The 17622-nt window shown below is 51.6% G+C and carries 13 protein-coding genes and 1 rRNA gene; 5 read left to right on the top strand and 9 right to left on the bottom strand.

Going from position 1 to position 17622, the window contains the following annotated elements; genetic code table 11:
* The first annotated feature begins 13 nt into the window (after positions 1 to 13).
* Together rrf and MXE41_RS10335 are read left to right on the top strand one after the other, a co-directional pair.
* Positions 14 to 129 (top strand): 5S ribosomal RNA (gene rrf, locus MXE41_RS10340).
* Between the two features lie 152 nt (positions 130 to 281).
* The gene (locus tag MXE41_RS10335) at positions 282 to 1844 is read left to right on the top strand and encodes a sodium:solute symporter (RefSeq protein WP_247100435.1); all 1563 of its coding nucleotides are present in this window, start codon (positions 282 to 284) and stop codon (positions 1842 to 1844) included.
* A 707-nt stretch (positions 1845 to 2551) separates the two neighbouring features.
* Here MXE41_RS10335 and MXE41_RS10330 read toward each other — a convergent pair.
* The 3 genes from MXE41_RS10330 to MXE41_RS10320 all read right to left on the bottom strand — a co-directional run bounded on the left by MXE41_RS10330 (position 2552) and on the right by MXE41_RS10320 (position 4709).
* Positions 2552 to 3397, bottom strand: coding sequence for a DUF805 domain-containing protein (locus tag MXE41_RS10330; RefSeq protein ID WP_247100434.1), 846 nt, complete (start codon positions 3395 to 3397; stop codon positions 2552 to 2554).
* A 44-nt stretch (positions 3398 to 3441) separates the two neighbouring features.
* Complete coding sequence (locus tag MXE41_RS10325) at positions 3442 to 3861, bottom strand: NINE protein (RefSeq protein ID WP_247100433.1); 420 nt, start codon at positions 3859 to 3861, stop codon at positions 3442 to 3444.
* Positions 3862 to 4055: 194 nt separating this feature from the next.
* Positions 4056 to 4709: a DUF805 domain-containing protein gene (locus MXE41_RS10320; protein WP_247100432.1), complete on the bottom strand. Its 654-nt coding sequence runs from the start codon at positions 4707 to 4709 to the stop codon at positions 4056 to 4058.
* 414 nt (positions 4710 to 5123) lie between these two features.
* Here MXE41_RS10320 and MXE41_RS10315 point away from each other — a divergent pair, with 414 nt between their 5' ends.
* Positions 5124 to 5315, top strand: a complete 192-nt coding sequence (locus tag MXE41_RS10315; RefSeq protein WP_247100431.1) for a YqaE/Pmp3 family membrane protein — start codon at positions 5124 to 5126, stop codon at positions 5313 to 5315.
* A 1107-nt stretch (positions 5316 to 6422) separates the two neighbouring features.
* Here the strand turns inward: MXE41_RS10315 and MXE41_RS10310 are convergent.
* Entirely contained in the window at positions 6423 to 6668 is a 246-nt protein-coding gene (locus tag MXE41_RS10310; protein WP_246979037.1) for a hypothetical protein, read from the bottom strand.
* A 479-nt stretch (positions 6669 to 7147) separates the two neighbouring features.
* Here MXE41_RS10310 and MXE41_RS10305 point away from each other — a divergent pair, with 479 nt between their 5' ends.
* The gene (locus MXE41_RS10305) at positions 7148 to 7678 is read left to right on the top strand and encodes an NUDIX domain-containing protein (RefSeq protein WP_247100430.1); all 531 of its coding nucleotides are present in this window, start codon (positions 7148 to 7150) and stop codon (positions 7676 to 7678) included.
* Positions 7679 to 8180: 502 nt separating this feature from the next.
* Here MXE41_RS10305 and lysC read toward each other — a convergent pair.
* A complete protein-coding gene (gene lysC, locus MXE41_RS10300) occupies positions 8181 to 9539 on the bottom strand; it encodes a lysine-sensitive aspartokinase 3 (RefSeq protein WP_247100429.1) in 1359 nt (452 codons plus the stop codon).
* Between the two features lie 1122 nt (positions 9540 to 10661).
* Positions 10662 to 12032 (bottom strand): nucleotide 5'-monophosphate nucleosidase PpnN, encoded by a 1371-nt coding sequence (gene ppnN / locus MXE41_RS10295; RefSeq protein WP_247100428.1) that lies wholly within the window; start codon positions 12030 to 12032, stop codon positions 10662 to 10664.
* A 407-nt stretch (positions 12033 to 12439) separates the two neighbouring features.
* Between ppnN and MXE41_RS10290 the strand changes: the two genes are divergently transcribed.
* A complete protein-coding gene (locus tag MXE41_RS10290; protein WP_247100427.1) occupies positions 12440 to 12826 on the top strand; it encodes a hypothetical protein in 387 nt (128 codons plus the stop codon).
* A 57-nt stretch (positions 12827 to 12883) separates the two neighbouring features.
* Here MXE41_RS10290 and queF read toward each other — a convergent pair whose 3' ends face one another.
* From queF to MXE41_RS10275, 3 genes are all read right to left on the bottom strand, one after another.
* Positions 12884 to 13705 (bottom strand): NADPH-dependent 7-cyano-7-deazaguanine reductase QueF, encoded by an 822-nt coding sequence (queF, locus tag MXE41_RS10285; RefSeq protein WP_246978004.1) that lies wholly within the window; start codon positions 13703 to 13705, stop codon positions 12884 to 12886.
* Positions 13706 to 15166: 1461 nt separating this feature from the next.
* Positions 15167 to 15937: a 16S rRNA (uracil(1498)-N(3))-methyltransferase gene (locus tag MXE41_RS10280; protein WP_281503591.1), complete on the bottom strand. Its 771-nt coding sequence runs from the start codon at positions 15935 to 15937 to the stop codon at positions 15167 to 15169.
* An 828-nt stretch (positions 15938 to 16765) separates the two neighbouring features.
* On the bottom strand, positions 16766 to 17458 hold the full coding sequence (locus MXE41_RS10275) for an endonuclease (RefSeq protein ID WP_281503592.1): 693 nt from the start codon (positions 17456 to 17458) through the stop codon (positions 16766 to 16768).
* Between the last annotated feature and the right edge of the window lie 164 nt (positions 17459 to 17622).

The following is a 17622-nucleotide window of genomic DNA, read 5'->3' as shown; positions in this document are numbered from 1 at the left end:
AAATACAGATTTGTCTGGCGACCATAGTGCTGTAGTCCCACCTGTCCCCATTCCGAACACAGAAGTGAAATGCAGTAACGCCGATGGTAGTGCAACGTACGATTGTGTGAGAGTAGGTCATCGCCAGACTTAATTTTTCCTGAAAAGGCCCGCTGAGTAAAAACTCAGCGGGCCTTTTCGCATCTGTACCGTAGACGAGTCTTTTTATCATAGGTGCAAAACAGATATATAAATTACGTATAATGCCTGCTCTGTTTTAGTTGTTCAGGAGTTTAGTGAACATGTCACAGGAGCTGCAGGGTTTTACATGGATTGATATCAGCGTTCTTATCGTCTATATGACAGCAGTGCTCGGTATCGGCATCTACTTTTCCAAAAGCAGAATGTCAGGTAAGGAGTTCTTCAAGGCTGATGGATCAGTTCCATGGTTCGTAACCTCAGTGTCAATCTTTGCTACCATCATCTCCCCTCTGTCCTTTCTTTCTCTGGCAGGCAAGTCTTACGACGGCACCTGGATGCTGTGGTTTGCCCAGCTGGGCACCCTGATTGCCGTCCCTCTTACTATACGTCTGTTTTTGCCTGTATATGCCCGTCTTAATATAGACACTGCCTATCATTATCTTGAGATTCGCTTCCAGTCACCGGCTCTGCGAGTGCTCGGAGCAGTGATGTTTATGATCTTCCAGCTGGGCAGAATGGCTATTGTTATGTATCTGCCATGCGTAGCCATCGGCAATATGGCCGGTATCAGCGTTGATCTGCTGATCCTGGCAATGGGCGTGGTCTCTATAGTCTATTCCTGTACTGGCGGTCTTAAGGCTGTGCTGTGGACCGATTTTATGCAGGGAGTCATCCTGCTTGGCGGCATTGCACTGACTCTGATCTATATCGTGCTCAAGCTTGATAATGGCGCAGCTGACATTGCTGATGCTCTGTTTTCCCAGGGGCGCTTTCTGACCGCGCGTGATCAGCTGATCGACTGGAACAACCTGCTGGGCACTTCTATTGTGGTTACTCTGATTGGCGGCGGTCTGACTACCTTCTGCACTTACATATCTTCTCAGGATATTGTTCAGCGCTTTACCACCACTACCAGCGTTCGTGACCTAACCCGTATGACCATAGGCAATGGCCTGCTGTCCATTACCTGTGCTTCACTGTTCTTTATGATTGGTACTGCACTGTATTTGTACTATCAGCAGCGCCCTGAAGCCATAACTGAGGCATTTCGCAACTCTCAGGATCAGGTAGTAGTTTATTTCATCACCAAAGAGCTTCCTGTCGGAATTACCGGCATTATCCTGGCAGCTCTGTATGCCGCTGCCCAGTCCTCGATTTCAACTGGTATCAACTCCATTGCCACCTCATGGGTAATGGACGTGCAGTCACGTATCTCCCCTGATATGTCGGCTCACAGACAGACCAGAATAGCCCGCTATATTTCCCTTGCTGTAGGTGTTGCTGCTGTAATCACAGCGATGTACCTGGCTCGCATTGATATCAAGTCAGCCTACGAGCTCTTCAAGGCTTTTCTGGGACAGGCTCTTGGAGCTCTGGCAGGCGTATTTATTCTGGGTGCTCTGACCCGCAAAACCACCGCAACCGGCGCCTTTGCTGCTTTTGTTGCAGCCACAGCACTGATACTCTACTGCCAGTTCAACATACCTTCCATCTCATTCTGGACTTACTCAATAATAGCCATTGTCACCACCTTAACTGTGGGCATAGCAGTATCTAGGATCCAGAGCATGATTACCGGCAGGGCCTACCATGCTCCTGAGGGCTCAACTCTGGTCAAGACACGCTCTGGCAGCAGTGCTGCTGCAGGGGGCGCCCTGTCATAGCTGCGAGGCTGTATTAACAGCCTGACCCCGCAATGCTGCTGACATTGAGCAGATGTCCTGGGTAATTTAAACGGCATATTTATCATGTTTTATGAGTACTGGTGTTCTATTGATTTTTATTGATGTAGGGCAGCCACGCCGCTTGCTTGATGAAGGAATCCTTTATTTATCAGGATGATTTTGCCAAGGGCATATACAAGAATCAAGTCATACGCCCCTTAGTGACATCTGATAAAAGCTGATATATATGCAGTTTTTTATTCCTGAAACACTATGGTCAATGTCAGTGCTGCGGCCGATGCTTCGGCCATCTGCTGCCCACAAATGAAACAGGCTCAGATCTGATGATCTGAGCCTGTTTTCTATGTGCTGCCTGGCAGCTCACATCTGATACTCAGTATCAGCCTTGCTTGTTTTTACCTGTACCATGCGGAGCATCAGAGGATTGCGGCTGTACTGCTCTGCACTGGTCAGAAGATTTGTCCTGCGCGTTCATCTGAGCTGCAAGACTGGCAGTTTGGGCGGCCTGCCGTCTAAACGAAACAGGCTCAGATCTAAAGATCTGAGCCAGTTTGCGTATTAGCAGCAGGCTTTATGCTTATGAGGAAGATCTGCTTACTCTCCTGCCAGGGCGCTTTAAAACTTTAGCAGATCATGCCGGATAGGCTTTAGTATCATAAGGTCACCAAATGAAAGAATTAATGCTGCTAATAACCATAAGGGTTGTTTCTCTTCCTTGCATCTTCATATGCATAATAGGCTTCCATCCTTTTTTTATTAGCCAGTTCCGCTTTTGTTTCTTCCAGCTCCTGTTGCAGTCTTATATTTTTCAGATGCTGGTTATATATATGCTGTTCCATTGCTCTTCTATTCAACTCATCATTAAAAGGATCGTTATTGTCTTTCTGAGCATTGTATGTTTCGGAATTGAAGTCGTAGGTTGCTCTTTCTTTACTGTAAGGCTCCATTTCGCTGAATACGTTTGGTTCTGGCTCTACTATTACCAGTGCCTCCAGAGGTATATCTCCATACCTGTTGGAAGAATCAGTGCTGTCGGATCCAAAAATAACGTATAGGAAGACCAAATTAATATATAAACTTATTCCAAGACATATGTAAGAATTATATCCAGTGGTCAAAAATTCGCCGATATATGGTGTACTAAGGTATTTTAATATCTCACTTTGTTCAGCAGCCAAAGGTAGAGAAAAAATAACAAATACGAATGAAGATGGCGCTGCTATAATCGGAATTAACAGCCATAATATTGACTTATTTGAGTCGTGAAGTCGCCTTATAGTTGCTGTAAAAATAGCCAAGATAAACCATAGTGATATGGCATGAATAACATATGTATGGTAAAAATAAGCCATTCTAATTAATTCAGGTATCCCTTCAATAAGTATTAATTGGGAGACCAGAAACTCGCAGAAAATAAGATAAAAGAGAAATGCAGTAACTATTGCATGATACTCATACTTGCTTGCTCTGCCACGAATATTAAAGAGGTTGGTAAAAAGGCTTAGTCTTGCCAGATTAATTCTATGATACATAACATCTCCACTAATAATCATATTATTTGCAAATTAAATGATTATTAAAAGGTTATATGGCCATTCGTGTCAGTTTTTTTAATTAACCCCATAAGAAAATCAAAGGTAGATAACAGCACGGACAGGCCAGTTGGAGCCATCAGTATGTAAAAGAGTCCTGCTAAATAACGTCCCGTATAGAACTTATGAATACCTAAAGCCCCCAGAGGTAAAGGAAAACTTAATAAGGAATAAATAGACTTCCTGGCATTGCTGATAGTGTCAACTTTTGGTGGTAGTGGTGGGGGCGGGTTGATGTCAATTCCTTTATTCAATACATATGGGAATCCATTAAATAACATCAGATGTACGTCCATGCCCAGCTCAATCTCGCCTCTTGATCTGATGAACGGAACAGAAATTGTGCTTCCATCCCCAGTTTCAACGATAAAAAAGCCTTCCTGAATTCCGACTATAGTTGCCATAATTCCTCCGTTCAAGAATGAAATAATGCATGCAAGACCCCAGGGAACATGCGATTAATTACTATAGCTTAAAATTATATTTTTAATATATTAAGCATAACGAATTATTACATTCTAAGTAAAACAGGCTCAGATCTGATGAACTGAGCCTGTTGTCTATGTGCTGCCTGGCAGCTCAGATCTGATACTCAGTATCAGCCCTGCTTGTTGTCACCTGCACCTGGTGGTGGCGGAGGGGTGAAGCCCTGCGGAGCCTCAGGGGCTGGCTGCTGTGCGGCTACGCCCTGTTCTGCTGCCTGGTCCTGCTGGGCCTGGGCGCTCATCTGCGCTGCAACAATTGCAGCCTGGGCAGCCTGTGCAGCCTGGGCAGCCTGCTGGGCAGTATAGACAGCCAGTGGGTCAGGTCCGAACTGATTGTCACCTGTGGTGCCTGGACGCACAGTCTGAATAATGAGGTAAATGGCAGCTGCAGCAGTAAGGAGCCATAACACTGCACTGAGTGTCAGCATGCCTTCGCTTAATAACAGTAAGCCAAGAACGCCGAACACAGTTGCAAGGAGGCTTAAAACTGGAGGCATAATGATTGCCAGAATAGCTGGCATACCGCTCTTGTCCAGATCATGGAAGCGTCTTACTGAAACGGCCAGATATGGGATGAACATGGCAATTGATATTGCCAGAGAGGCAATAGGACCAATATAGGAAATGGCAGAGATTTGAGAGCTTACTACGTTCACAATGCCGTAGAACAGCATGAACCACCAGTACTCTGAACGTGGGGCACGGCCTTTAAAGTTGCGATAGTTAACAGTCATGCATGACTTGACTGCATCCTGGAACTGGATCATAAGTACTCCTGAATGTTTTGTACTAACAATCATGAAGATCTGACTGAGCGGATCTCAATGACATAAAGAAAGAACAGACCTGCTGCAGACTGTAAACTGCTGCTTCAGTCCTGCGGTGCATGCCTCATGACTGAATAAGCCAGCTAAGCATGTGACGGGCTGACAGTAAAGCCAGCCGAAAAATATGTGAAGCAATTTCCAGGCCCATGCTAATTTAGCAGCATTACTGTGCTGTTTATTTCTGGCAAAACCTTATTAGCATGCTGTTTATCTGAACTTGACACTCCAGTGGCAGTATATTTTGCACTGTTATGGATCGGACAAAATGAACATGTACGATGCTGTGCTTTTCCTGTTTTTCTTATGTAATGATAGAGACATTGTTAAACAAAATTATTTCAGGAGTAACGTCACATGCGTTTATTAATCTGTCTGGTGTTTCCATGGCTGGGCTTCTTTACCATCGGCAGACCATTGGCCGGTTTTCTCTGTTTTGTTCTGCAGTGTACGCTTATAGGATGGATTCCGGCAGCAATCTGGGCAGTATACTCGCTGAGCCAGTACAATGCCGATAAGAAGATTGAAGCTGCTTTGAGAATGAAATAAGTACAGACCTTGCGGTCAGCTTCAGACATAACGGCCCGGAAAGCCCCGCTTCATGGTGGGGCCCCGGGCCGTTTGCCATTATGGAGCCGACATGTGATGATCCGGCTTTGCACATTACTCTGCAGAAGGTCAGTCAGCGATGCCCGGATCTTGATGTCTGAATGCGGCTCAGATGTTGATGAATCCCTCACTGTCAGGTTGGCTTGCTGCAGTTTTTTGAAAGTCTGCAAATACCACCTCCAGGGGCAGGTAGATGCCATGGCAGCCACCGGCGGCACTCAGAGTGTCGTCTATGCTATGTGCAAGGCTCTCGGGCAGCATGGACTGCTGTTGTGATAGCTGGCTGGTTATGGGCGGTAGAACAAAGTCAGCAGCAGGTAAGCAAAGCCCTGAAAGGGATGGCCTGAGTAGAACTTATGAGCACCGCCGCATATGAGTGTCAGACACAGTATCAGACATACACTTTTCTTTATGCGCCTGTATCCGGACTCATGGTAAGGCGCGCCATTCTCCACAATGATGCTGACCTGGTTACCTGCATAGACCTAGCTACGGCAGTGCTTAACAGGTATCTGGACCATCTGACCATTGCCCCTGTCCACAAGGCAAATCCCATCTCTGATTTAAACCACTCTGGGCATATTCATATCCTGTGTGCCTGATTCCCCGAAAGGCAGCGTGCCTGAGGGCATCATCCGTGGGGCTCTCTTGTGCCTGTCATCTGACGGCGCTACTGTAACTTTATCTGAGCTGCACCATTCCTGTAACCACTGGACAGAGCTTTGTCCCGGCTATGCAGCTGCCAGGTGGAATCTTTTTGACCGCGTGCTCAACTTTATCCATTAGGCCTCTGGGCTGCGGGGGCAGCTCATGAGCATGATTTTAGTCCATGCTGAGCCTTTCTTAGCTCACATGACTGGGGCTGACAGCTGTCCCTGGCATGCGCATGCAGCGGCAGCACTCCGTCCATGAGCTTGCAGCCTCCAGACTCCGTCTTTTAGCTTGCAGCCTCCAGAATCCGTCCGTGAGCTTCCAGCCGTCAGCGCAGGCCCACAGGGCATGGTCTGTGGCTGCAAATGCCAGCAGCTTGGGCTGATGGCGGGGCGGTCAGTAGTGCGGAGGCGGGGTCTCTTCGCTTTCCGGGCGTACGGCTGAAGGCTCTGACTGCATGGAGGCCAGAAAGCGTATCTGCTTTTCGGCCTTATCCATACGGCGCAGCATCTCATCAAGGAAAGTACCGTTCTCATGGAGTGAAAGCTCAAGCCAGGCTATTCTTTCCTGCATCTTTTCATTGTCTTGTTCTAGGCGCTCGCAGCGCTTGAGCAGCTGCAGGTATTGTTCTTCAGTGTGCATATTTATCCTTCAGGTTGTAAGGATTAGTCAGGTGAGCATATGACCCGGCGGAGCCGGGTATGAGCTTGCTTTGGCAGTGGCTGCAGCGGCTCCAGCTCAGTAACGTTCGCCGGGTACTGCCAAGTTCACAGAGTAGTTCCGGCATCATGGCCGATGGCTCGGCTATGAGCTCAGCAGGTCGTCATAATGCTGCTTTCAGTCTCAGTATGGGGGAGCGCAGGTCCTGCGGCAGGGGCTGAAGCTGGCTGCGGCCATTGCGTCTGTCCAGAGCTCCTGTCGAACCACAGCATGTCATCATCCCTGAGTGTGCACCACGGCGGGCTGCAGGTCTGTGGCTGTGCGTCAGGCATTATAATAGTCACGGGCTGCAAATGCAGAATTATCCCGTTGACGATCGGCCTCAGGGCTGTTTGCTGCGCAGCGTACTGCTACGCAGCTGCGGCCGGAGAGCTTGTCTTAACTCACCTCAGGAGAATGCCATGGCCAAAGTAGAAATGGTCGATATTATTAACCGTGATGATGAGGTCATTGATACCGTACCACGCTCTGTTATGAGGGCCAATCTGCTGCCGCACCGCTCTACCTACGTGGCCGTTGTCGACAGCAAGGGCCGCATCCTGGTAGAGCTGCGTACCCTGACCAAGGATTATGCTCCTGGTTTCTTTGATGCCTGTGTAGGCGGTGTAGTACAGAGCGGTGAGGATGTGCATGAAAGCGCTGCCCGCGAGCTGCTTGAGGAAGTGGGCATAGACGTGTCAGCCAACAAGAACCTGACCTTTACTCATCTGGGCAAGCTGCTCATTCCTTATGCCGTATCCGACGGCTTTGTCATGGCCAATCTCTACCTGTGCAAGGGTGACTGCATCACCTCCCGCCAGAAGAGTGAAGTCAGCGGCATCATGATGCTCTCCGAGTCCGAGCTTATGGCCCTTAAGAGCCAGTGTGCCCGCGACAGCTTCATTGCCTTTGAGGAGATTATGCGTCTGTCCCGCGAGCGCGGCCTGCTCTGATAACAGCGGCCTTACCTGAGCTGATGCTCTTTCGCGGCACAGCATGGCATCATGCTTTGTGCACGCAGCACTGTGCTGCTGATGTCAGCGGGTTGAGCTGACAACTGCTGGACATGGCCATGAGCCATAATGCTGCCTGACCTGTTGTAGCTGCAGCAACCGCTGCTGCGCAGCTGCATGGCCACATGGTATGAACAGCATGGCTGACTGCAAATCACAGAGCCTGCCTACCTTGCATGTGCGCAGCTGACATGTATGAGCTGGGCTGAAAATGTCTGAGCTCAGACATCCTGGCCAGGGAGGTTGCCTGGGCGGCTGCCTGGGGGCCGGAGTGCCCGGGCCGAATCGGATGAAAGGCTCGTGTGCAGATATGACAAAGGCACTGTCTGAGTGAATCGGACAGTGCCTTTGTCTTTATGGGCCGGCCGGGACGCCTGCAGGGCAGCCAGACGGGCCAGTGAGGCGGCCAGCTGGAGCCTGCGGCGGCCGGGTGTGCCAGGGCTTAGCGTTCGAGCAGGCTCTTGTGCAGGTGGGTCAGAACCTCAACAGCTTCGCTTTCGCCTACCAGGAAGCACAGGTTGTGGCTGGAGGCGCCATAGCAAATCATACGTACAGGATAGCTGTCGATAGATGAGAACACTTCTGCGGTGATGTGAGGAGTGCGGGCCATGTTGTTGCCAATTACAGCTACCAGAGCCAGACCGCTTTCTACCTTGACATGGCAGAACTCACGCAGCTCATGGAACAGGGCCTCAGGGATGTTGGACAGACCTGAGGTCTGAGAACCGGCATCGAGGGTAATGGCAATGGATACCTCTGAGGTTGATACCAGATCAACGGACAGACGGTACTTGGCAAAGATGCTGAATACTTCGGCAAGGAACCCGGTAGCACCAACCATCTTAGGTGAAGAGAGCACAATCAGGGTCTGATTGCGGCGCAGGGCTACAGCGCGGAAAGATGGTGAGTGATCGGTAGTTGGACGAACCCATGTACCGCCCTTCTCAGGCTCCTTGCTTGAGCCTACATATACTGGAATGCCGCATCTTACGGCAGGTACCAGAGTGGAAGGGTGAAGGATCTTGGCACCGAAGGTGGCCATCTCAGCAGCCTCAAGATAGGTCAGCTCAGAGATAGGCATGGCCTCAGGAACCAGACGCGGGTCGGTGGTGTAAACACCTGGTACGTCAGTCCAGATGGAAATAGTGCTGGCATGGCAGGCCTCACCAAGCAAAGCAGCTGAGTAGTCAGAGCCGCCACGGCCCAGAGTAGTAGTCTGGCCGCTGGAGTCAGCGCCGATGAAACCCTGGGTGACCACAATGGTGTCACCGCTGTCCAGAATTGGCTGCAGATGCTGCCTGGTCAGAGTTGAAATAACCTCAACCAGAGCCACTGCCTTGCCATAGGTGGAATCAGTACGCATTACCTGACGGACATCAAAGCATACGGACTTGAAACCGCGCTGCTTGAAGATCTCGGTAATCAGATAGGAGGACATGAGCTCGCCGTGGGAGACAAGGCGGTCGGTAACCATGTCAGTACGGGTCATGGTAGCCTGAACGGACAGATCGCGTACTGTGGACAGATACTCGTTGACAACTGCCTCATGGCGCTCGCTGTCAGGGAGATTTTCGAAAATAGCTTTATGAATGGCAAAAATCTGGGAGATGATTTCCTCACGTTTGGTGCTGTCAGGAGCACCTGAGGCAAGTTCAACCAACAGATTGGTAACACCGGCACAGGCACTGACCACGACCAGTTTGGTGTCAGGGTTCTGGGTAACCACATCAACACACTTGTTCATGGCCTCGTAATTGGCAACGGAGGTACCACCAAATTTTGCGATATCAAGATTCTGCATAGCTATCTAATACATTTAGTTACACTGGTAAAAGAGACACGCCATATTATTGGACATGAAAAATCCCTTGTCTGAAACGGACTCAACTGAGAAGTTGATTAAATATTAAGGCCGCCAGGCAAGTGCTTGCAAGCGCAAAAAAGCAGCGCACATAAATTGCGCAAATTTATCGTAAAGGCCCGCAATCCCTTATTTCATGGCATTTGTGGTCATGCCTGCGATAAATACCAGTTTTGCACACTTGCTCCCTGACGGGGCGTTCTTAATAGTGGCACTATTTTAGTGCGGTTGTCGGGGGTGATCTTTATTGTTGCGTTAAAATAGTGCAACAACCCCGCACTAATGTGATCTCTGTATGCTTATTGCCCTGTAATTGTTCATAAGCCTCCCCTCATGAGCCGCAATGATCCCAGGTCATGATCATTAAGCTTCATGACTTTGCACAGCAAGAGCAACTGCAGCACACTCAATTGCGTCCTTGCCAATCAGCACTGCACACAGCCAGCCAGGCGGTCAGCATTGCACACAGCCAGCCAGGCGGTCAGCATTGCACACAGCCAGCCAGGCGGTCAGCACTGCACACAGCCAGCATGGCGGTCAGAGCTGCCTTGATTGGCGGCTCTGGCCAGCTTTTATGCCGGGGCCAAAAAAGATGTGTGCAGGGACGCTAATGTGGCAGGGCAACTGGTTGGCTTCTCGGAGCAATTGCCAGGTAACCAGGGCAAAGCTGCTCCTGGCAATGCGGGGGCGGGCAAGGCGGGGCCAGGCTGGTACGGGCTGCTCCGGTCATGGCCTGGCTGCAGTGCTGTTAAAAAAGCAACGGCCCTGCACCTGAAAGAGTATCAGGGCAGAGCCGTTGAGCCGGAATGCTGGTCCGGAAGTCAGTGCTGCCTGGCGTCTCCTGTGCCATGTCGGCTGCAGCCAACCACACTGGCCGACTGCATGGCCGGCTGTCAGGGGGCTGGCCCGGTGAGCTTCAAGGGGCAGCAGGTGACGGCCATGCTGCAGCTTGCTGCCATAGGCCTGCCGGGCTGGGCAGCCCAGGAGTTACAGGGGGCTGATGGGCCGTGTATGCCTGGACTTATGGGGCCTTACGGGCCTGGTGGACCGGGGCACTTATGGTTACTTGCGGGCTTCAAACTCGTAGCAAGGCACATAATCCTTCTGAGAGAGCAGGATACGTCCCTGGCTTATAAAGTCAGACATGAGCTTGCCCATGTATTCGATAATGTCACGGTCACCATGGAGCTTGAACGGGCCGTTCTTTGCTACCTGTCTGATACCGTATTCCTTTACATTACCGGTTACGATGCCTGAGAAGGCGCGGCGCAGACTGGCAGCGAGCAGATATGGCTCCTGATCTTTGGAAAGGTTGAGTGCGGCCATGCTCTCATGGGTTACATCAAAAGGATTCTGCAGCTCATCAGGGATATACAGAGACCAGTTGTAGCAGTAGGACTCATGAATAAGTGAGCGGTGCTCGTAAATGGTCTTCATGCCCTCGGAGACAGTATTGGCTACAGCCTCAGGATCATCAATGATGATGGTGTAGTGACGGCGGATTTCATCACCAAAGCAATGAAGAAGAAACTCGTCAATGGCATCAAAGTAAGGCCTGGAGTTTTTGTTGCCGGTCAGAATGATAGGCAGGGTGTTGTGGCGGTTTTCATTGCACAGCTTGATGCCCAGAATATAGAGCAGTTCTTCGGCTGTACCAGGACCGCCCGGGAATACCAGCAGCACGTGGCCAAGACGGACAAAGGCCTCAAGGCGCTTTTCAATGTCCGGCATGATTACCAGCTTGGAAACAAATGGATTAGGCGGTTCAGCGGCAATAATGGACGGCTCGGTAAGACCGATACGTTCACACTGAGCGGCATTGTCCTGACGGGCATGACCGTCAAGGGAGCCCTGCATAGGAGCTTCCATAATACCTGGACCACATCCGGTGCAGATATCAATACCACGCAGACCCAGGGCGCGTCCTACATTGTATGCATAGGAGAACTCCTCGTCAGAAATGGCGTGACCACCCCAGCATACAGCCAGATTCGGAGACTGGTTGGCAACCATGGCATGAGCCGAACGCAGACTCTTGAAGATTTCATTGGTAATCCAAGCACTGCGCTCACGCGGATCAGCAGGAAGAGTGCTGTCCTGATTGACACCAATCTGCACAATATCACGCAGTACTGAGTAGAGGTGATTTTGCAGAGTCTTGATAACCTTGCCTTCGACAATGGCTGACTCAGGAGGGTTAATCAGCTCAAGCTTAAGGCCTCGCTCATTGCGCACCACATTGATTTCAAAGCTCTGGTAGTTATCCAGCAGCTCTTTGGAGTTGTCGGTCAGGTTGCCGCTGTTCAATACTGCAAGAGAGCAGTTACGGTATAAATCGTAGAGCTCTCCCTTGGATTTTAAGGAAATAAGATCTGCCTCAATCTGAGTGAGCAGAGCCATATCTCCTTCAGGCCAGACAATATGTACTCCCATAATTACCCGCTTACTGCCATAACAGCAGAGTCATACCCGGCCACAGGCCAGGAAAAATACCAGTGCGGTTACACAACGGGCTCCATCACAGACAAGCCCTGCGTCCTAACCGCGTTCATGGGCCAAACGGCCCCGTAAAACTGCAGTGCAGAACTTCATCTTAGCGTGATTTTGTTTACGCAAATAGACAAAAAGGTAAAAACTGCACAAAATTCCGCCCCGTCATGCTCACGATGTGAGCTGCAACAAAAAAATGAGCCTCCCGGGCACAGCCAGGGAGGCTCATTTGAAATTCATTCATATCACTGACGTCAGTATATCACCTTAAGCGCAGCACCTGGGCCTCATGACGCCCTGAAGGACAAGCTTGCCACATCAGGCAGCATAAGCTGCGTAAGGTGCGCCGCATGCCGCCCGGCATGCATATGCATCTGCCCGGCATGAAGACGGCGGGCATGCAGATGCAGCCGCCCGGCATGAAGACGGCGGGCATGCAGATGCAGCCGCCCGGCATGCATATGCATCTGCCCGGCATGAAGACGGCGGGCATGCAGATGCAGCCGCCCGGCATGAAGACGGCGGGCATGCAGATGCAGCCGCCCGGCATGAAGATGCCCTGGCATGCTCAGGCAGCCGCAGGCTGCCATGACATACGTGACAGGCGGTTACAGGCGCTGCAGGGGCTGTTTTCAACCAGGGAGCGCTCTTCATGGCAACTGGGGCATGAGGGCAGACCATGCGGGCCTGCAGTGCGGCCGGGCATGGGGGCCTTGCCTGCCGTGTCCCATGGATGAAGCGGGCGCAGTGCAGGCAGGATATGCCCTGATCTGGCTGTGCTCTGTGCCCTGTGCTTACTGACGTGAGGTGCGTACCGGGGCGTCGTAGACGCGGGCGTTGGAGCGCACTGGAGAGATGTCGATGCCGCCTCGGCGGGTAAAGCAGGCGGTAACAGTGAGCTCATCGGGCTTGAGGAGATTGCAGATGTCAGTAAAGATGCGCTCGACACACTGCTCATGGAAGCCCTGGTGACGACGGTAGGAAATGAGATAGGCTAGCAGGGAGCCGTGATGAATCTTCTTACCTACATAGGAGATTTCCAAAGAAGCGTAGTCAGGCTGGCCGGTAACAGGGCAGCGGGAGCGGAAGATATTGGTGTTAAGGCTCTCGGCAATACGGGGACCGTTATCCATAAGGCGCAGCAGATCAGGGGTAACCTCAAAGTTCTTAAAGCGCATTTCCTCAATACCGGCCTCGTGCTCAAGCAGAGGATGATCAAAGTTCATTACCGGCATGGCGCGGGCGCTTAAAGGCAGAATCTTAACCTCAACCTCAGTCTGCAGGATTTCATTGAGATCGCGCACGATAATGTCACGCACCTCATTTTCGCTGGCAAATACAGTCTGGCTGAAAGACCCCAGGTAGAGCTTGAGGCTCTTGGACTCAATGATGAAAGGAGACTGGCAGTTGACCTTGAGGGTGGCCATATGACACTGAGGCAGACCCTGAGGATTTAACCAGGTCAGCTCATAAATGCGCCACAGGTCATATCCTGTGAAGGCAGCAGGGGTGAAGTCACTGCGTCCCTGAGCTCGTGCAATAGGAAAGAGCACTGATGGATTGTATTCATCGCTGTAAGAAGTGTCCTTGCCAAGTAAAAGCTGAGATTCAGTCATAAAAATACCAGTATCAGGGGCTGCTCCCCTGAGGCAGCAGCCGTTGTACACAAATAATTGTTCAGTTTCTTTCCCCGCCCATGCCATCAGCTCTGCTTTAACCACACCATGGCAAAAGAGCACAGTGACCGGCCTGCAGGTCAGCACCATGGGCTTAGGCCACGGCGCCGTACCCGGCACGCAGCGTACAGTCAGCATCCTGGCTACGAGCTGCTGCAGTCAGAATCCCGGCCACGACCTGCTGCAGTCAGCAGTACGTCCTGAAATGCCAGGGCCTGACAGCAGTGAGCTGCGCAGCGTACGTGCCTGTTGGGCTGAGCTGGCCAGCTTTGGCTGGCGCTGGCGCAGCTTATGTGCAGGCAAGGGCCATAATGCCGGAAGCTTGTGGCTGCCACTCTTTGTGGCTGTCAGGCATCAGGCAGGGGCAGGCTGCAGCAGCTGCCCGGGGAAAATATGGGGATAAAGGAACCTGCCTTAAGAACAGGTCGTAGCATATGACATGGAAGGGTAATTCAGGTCCTTTGAGACCGCAATACAGACAAATTCTCAATAATCGCAACAGGCTGCCTGTCTGCCCCGTAATAGCCCCTGAGGCCTTGGAGTACAGATACTCAGGACAGCATGATAATAAGCTCCGCTACCTGTCCCATGCTCCATAAAGGACAGGGCGTGGCCCATGGGAAACGGCTCTCATTTATGCCTTGTAAATAAAACTTTCAGCTGTCACAGGCATGGCGAGCATCCCAAAGTAAGCCTGGCATCAGGTACATGAGCCTCGTGCATGGCAGTCCCGGCGGCCAGCATGCCGCCATCAACAGGCACAGCCACACCAGCCACAAATCACCTTACATAAGGCAAAGACATACAGACTGCAGTCGCAGCAAGACTGACAGGATGCCTGTGCTGCCAGGATACCAGTACTGCACTGAAAGCGGCAGCCACATGGCAATGGGCCTGAAGTCATTTCGCCTGGCAGTGCCAGTAAAAGTGGTCCTGGTACTGTCCTGTGCCGACCGCTTAATGTGCTGTAACTGTTTTCAGCATGGGCTCTGATTGTTCCTGGCGGCCGAGGGCCTGGTGACCCGATTTATGTCCTGAGAACCTGTGAAATGCATGTGAATTAAGCATGGGCTGAGAACTCATGAGCTAATGCTCTCAATCCCGGCATGACTGCCGCATCGGTTGCCGCATGGGGCGCTGCATGCCTGAGGGCTGCTGCCGCATAGGCTCTGCATGCCTGCGTGGCTGATGCTGCATGGGTGCTGCATGGGAATAGTAAGTCTGTGCATGAGGCGGCAGTAACGCGTGCGGTTTGATGGTCAGGGCCTTATGAATTCGGCCTGAGGTTCAATCGCTGCAATTATGGACAGTCACTTGCTGCAGGGCTGAGATTATAAAACAATCTCACATACTGTTTTACAGAGCGTATTTTAAGGCGTGTTCTGCAGGTAGCCCTGCACTTTAAAGGTCACCCATGGTGCATCCTAAAATGGACAGGCATACCAGGGCAGCTGTTTCTGTTCTTAAAATGCGCGGGCCCAGAGTAATTCCGGTAAAGCCTGCCTTGCGGGCAAGCTCCACCTCATCAGCAGTAAAGCCACCCTCAGGTCCTATAAGCAAACGGTATTTGCCACTTACAGGCAGCTGGGTAAGTCTGCGTCCTGCTCCCGGGTCGAGAGTCAGGTTGATAAAGCCCTGCTCATCAACAGGACATGAAGAGGCATCATCACCTGAAGATGCCTGATGGGAGTTTACAAAGGAACTCAGGGACTGCAGAGGTTCGACTGGAGGTACTACATTACGGCCGCACTGCTCGCAGGCAGCAATGGCAATACGCTGCCAGCTTTCAGTCTTTTTGGCGGCACGGTCGGCATCGAGTTTGACGCCGCAGCGCTCTGAGGTCAGGGGAATAATGCGGCTGATGCCCAGCTCTACGGCCTTTTGCAGGGTAAATTCCATGCGGTCGCCACGGCTGATGACCTGCACCAGCTCTACCTCAACAGGGCTTTCGACATTATGGCCGAGCTTTTCCTTAAGCATGGCCACAGTCTTCTTGCCTGTAACTGTAAGCTCACTTAAATACTCATTACCCCTGCCATCAAAAAGCCTGATACTGTCGCCAGGCTTGAGGCGCAGCACACGGCTTACATGGCTGGCACCAAAGTCATCTAGCTCCAGCTCGGCTCCAGCCTGATCTGGCATGGCAGCATCATAAATTCTGGGTATTCTCATTTCTCTTTTGTTCACTAATCGTCACTGACAGCACCGGCACCATCGCCAGCATCAGCACCAGCATAAGTACCATAACCATCACTGTGCCCAATGCCTATGCTCATGCCCATGCCCACAGGAAAACAGGTCATGCCCATGCCCGCAGGAAAACAGTTCATGCCCACGGGCGAAGAGCCCATGGCCCCAGGTAAGATGCACCTCAGGTCCTTCTCCCAACGCTCTGCAAACGAATAATCGCTCCACGGGACCGGCAGCTGCACCAGCAGGTAAGGACAGGTAACAGACAGAGGCGCAGGACCTGGTCTTGCTCATACCGGGCCAGTGATGGCCATGGTGTAGCTTGCCAGACACAACAGGGCATAGCCTGGTGCCTGTGCCCGGCTGACATCAGTTCAGACATCTGGAAACGTCCTGCAGCAATAATCAATATCGTCTGTCCGCCCAAAGAGCCTTTCCGGCCACTTGCTGTCAGGTAAGGCAGCACTGGCCTCCATACCTGACAGCACTGACGTCCCGGCCAGACAGTGCATGAATTGCCAGGTATTCTCTTTCACAATGCTAATGAGGCTGGCCAGCCAGGGCGTCCTGGGGCAGCTGCAGGCTCTGAGCTCCATGCATTGCGCTATGGTCTTGCAGGTCATAATTGCCTGAGCATGCGGTGCTGCAGGTATTAAGTGGTCGAGCATGCGGTACTGCAGTTCTTCAGTGCCTGAGCTTGCGGTGCTGTATGTCTGGAGGACATGAGCTGGTGTTGAGGGTTGCAGGGCAGGCTGTCATGGCCCGGCTTGCCGGAGCTTGAGTTAGTGGTGGTTATGCCGGTCGGGGCGGCTACTTGCCTGAGGACAGACGGCAGCTTGCGGTTACATATGGATTGTCATTGCCCTGCTCGCGGGTGATGAGCTCATTGCGGCGGCACTCCATCTTAGTGGCAGGGTACATCTTGTCCCAGGCAAGATAGAGCTTCTTTTGCTGATCTGCAAGGCGGATTTTATATTGATCGGCCATGTACAGGTGGGCGCGGGCGATTGGGCCACGGGCCTCAACTGGTGGCTGGGCACGCTTGCCCTTGAAGTCCACTACCATCTGGCATTTGCCATATTTTGATGGCTTACCATTCCAGTCAGAGAACTGGAAGTTGCCACGGTCACCATTGACCTCGCCAATGGCTGGATAGAGATTGTGCAGATCACCTTCCATCAGGTCAAACTGCTTTACATCGCCACAGTTCTTGCGTCCGCCATCGCGCCAGCATTTGAGCTGGTGGCCAAATTCCCATGCGGACATCACATGCTCAACTTCAATGCGGCTGGCGCGTTCCTTATTCTTGCGTACCTTGTAGCCGCAGCTGTCGAGATCGACAGACCAGCGTACTTTCTTGCCGCTCTTCTTATAGCTGATATCACAGCCACAGTAGATTGTAGAGGTATTGCCAAATTCCTTGTCCAGCTGCTGGTAAATACCAGGCAGGACACGTTTGGCGGCGCTGAATGACTCTACGGCCAGAGCCTGAGGCATGAGCATTACTGAAGAGACAGTGGCAGCTGCAGCCAGAGTGCCCAGCAGCCGGATCAGAGAAAGACGCATGGATAACCTCTTGTGATATGGATACGGGTTACCTATTTTACCTTAAAGCACAGGCCCATGAAAAAAGCTGATTATCCCTGTCATATCCTGGATCATCCCCC

This window comes from Anaerobiospirillum sp. NML120449 (assembly GCF_023051105.1).
In the GTDB taxonomy this organism is placed as follows: domain Bacteria; phylum Pseudomonadota; class Gammaproteobacteria; order Enterobacterales; family Succinivibrionaceae; genus Anaerobiospirillum.
Note: the sequence above shows the minus strand (reverse complement) of the source record. Positions and strands in the feature narration are given on the sequence as shown.

Excerpts from the sequence above, each read along its gene's own strand:
- MXE41_RS10335 (WP_247100435.1), top strand. The coding sequence starts at position 282 with ATGTCACAGGAGCTGCAGGGTTTTACATGGATTGATATCAGCGTTCTT.
- MXE41_RS10330 (WP_247100434.1), bottom strand. The coding sequence starts at position 3,397 with ATGTATCATAGAATTAATCTGGCAAGACTAAGCCTTTTTACCAACCTC.
- MXE41_RS10325 (WP_247100433.1), bottom strand. The coding sequence starts at position 3,861 with ATGGCAACTATAGTCGGAATTCAGGAAGGCTTTTTTATCGTTGAAACT.
- MXE41_RS10320 (WP_247100432.1), bottom strand. The coding sequence starts at position 4,709 with ATGATCCAGTTCCAGGATGCAGTCAAGTCATGCATGACTGTTAACTAT.
- MXE41_RS10315 (WP_247100431.1), top strand. The coding sequence starts at position 5,124 with ATGCGTTTATTAATCTGTCTGGTGTTTCCATGGCTGGGCTTCTTTACC.
- MXE41_RS10310 (WP_246979037.1), bottom strand. The coding sequence starts at position 6,668 with ATGCACACTGAAGAACAATACCTGCAGCTGCTCAAGCGCTGCGAGCGC.
- MXE41_RS10305 (WP_247100430.1), top strand. The coding sequence starts at position 7,148 with ATGGCCAAAGTAGAAATGGTCGATATTATTAACCGTGATGATGAGGTC.
- lysC (WP_247100429.1), bottom strand. The coding sequence starts at position 9,539 with ATGCAGAATCTTGATATCGCAAAATTTGGTGGTACCTCCGTTGCCAAT.
- ppnN (WP_247100428.1), bottom strand. The coding sequence starts at position 12,032 with ATGGGAGTACATATTGTCTGGCCTGAAGGAGATATGGCTCTGCTCACT.
- MXE41_RS10290 (WP_247100427.1), top strand. The coding sequence starts at position 12,440 with ATGCCGCCCGGCATGCATATGCATCTGCCCGGCATGAAGACGGCGGGC.
- queF (WP_246978004.1), bottom strand. The coding sequence starts at position 13,705 with ATGACTGAATCTCAGCTTTTACTTGGCAAGGACACTTCTTACAGCGAT.
- MXE41_RS10280 (WP_281503591.1), bottom strand. The coding sequence starts at position 15,937 with ATGAGAATACCCAGAATTTATGATGCTGCCATGCCAGATCAGGCTGGA.
- MXE41_RS10275 (WP_281503592.1), bottom strand. The coding sequence starts at position 17,458 with ATGCTCATGCCTCAGGCTCTGGCCGTAGAGTCATTCAGCGCCGCCAAA.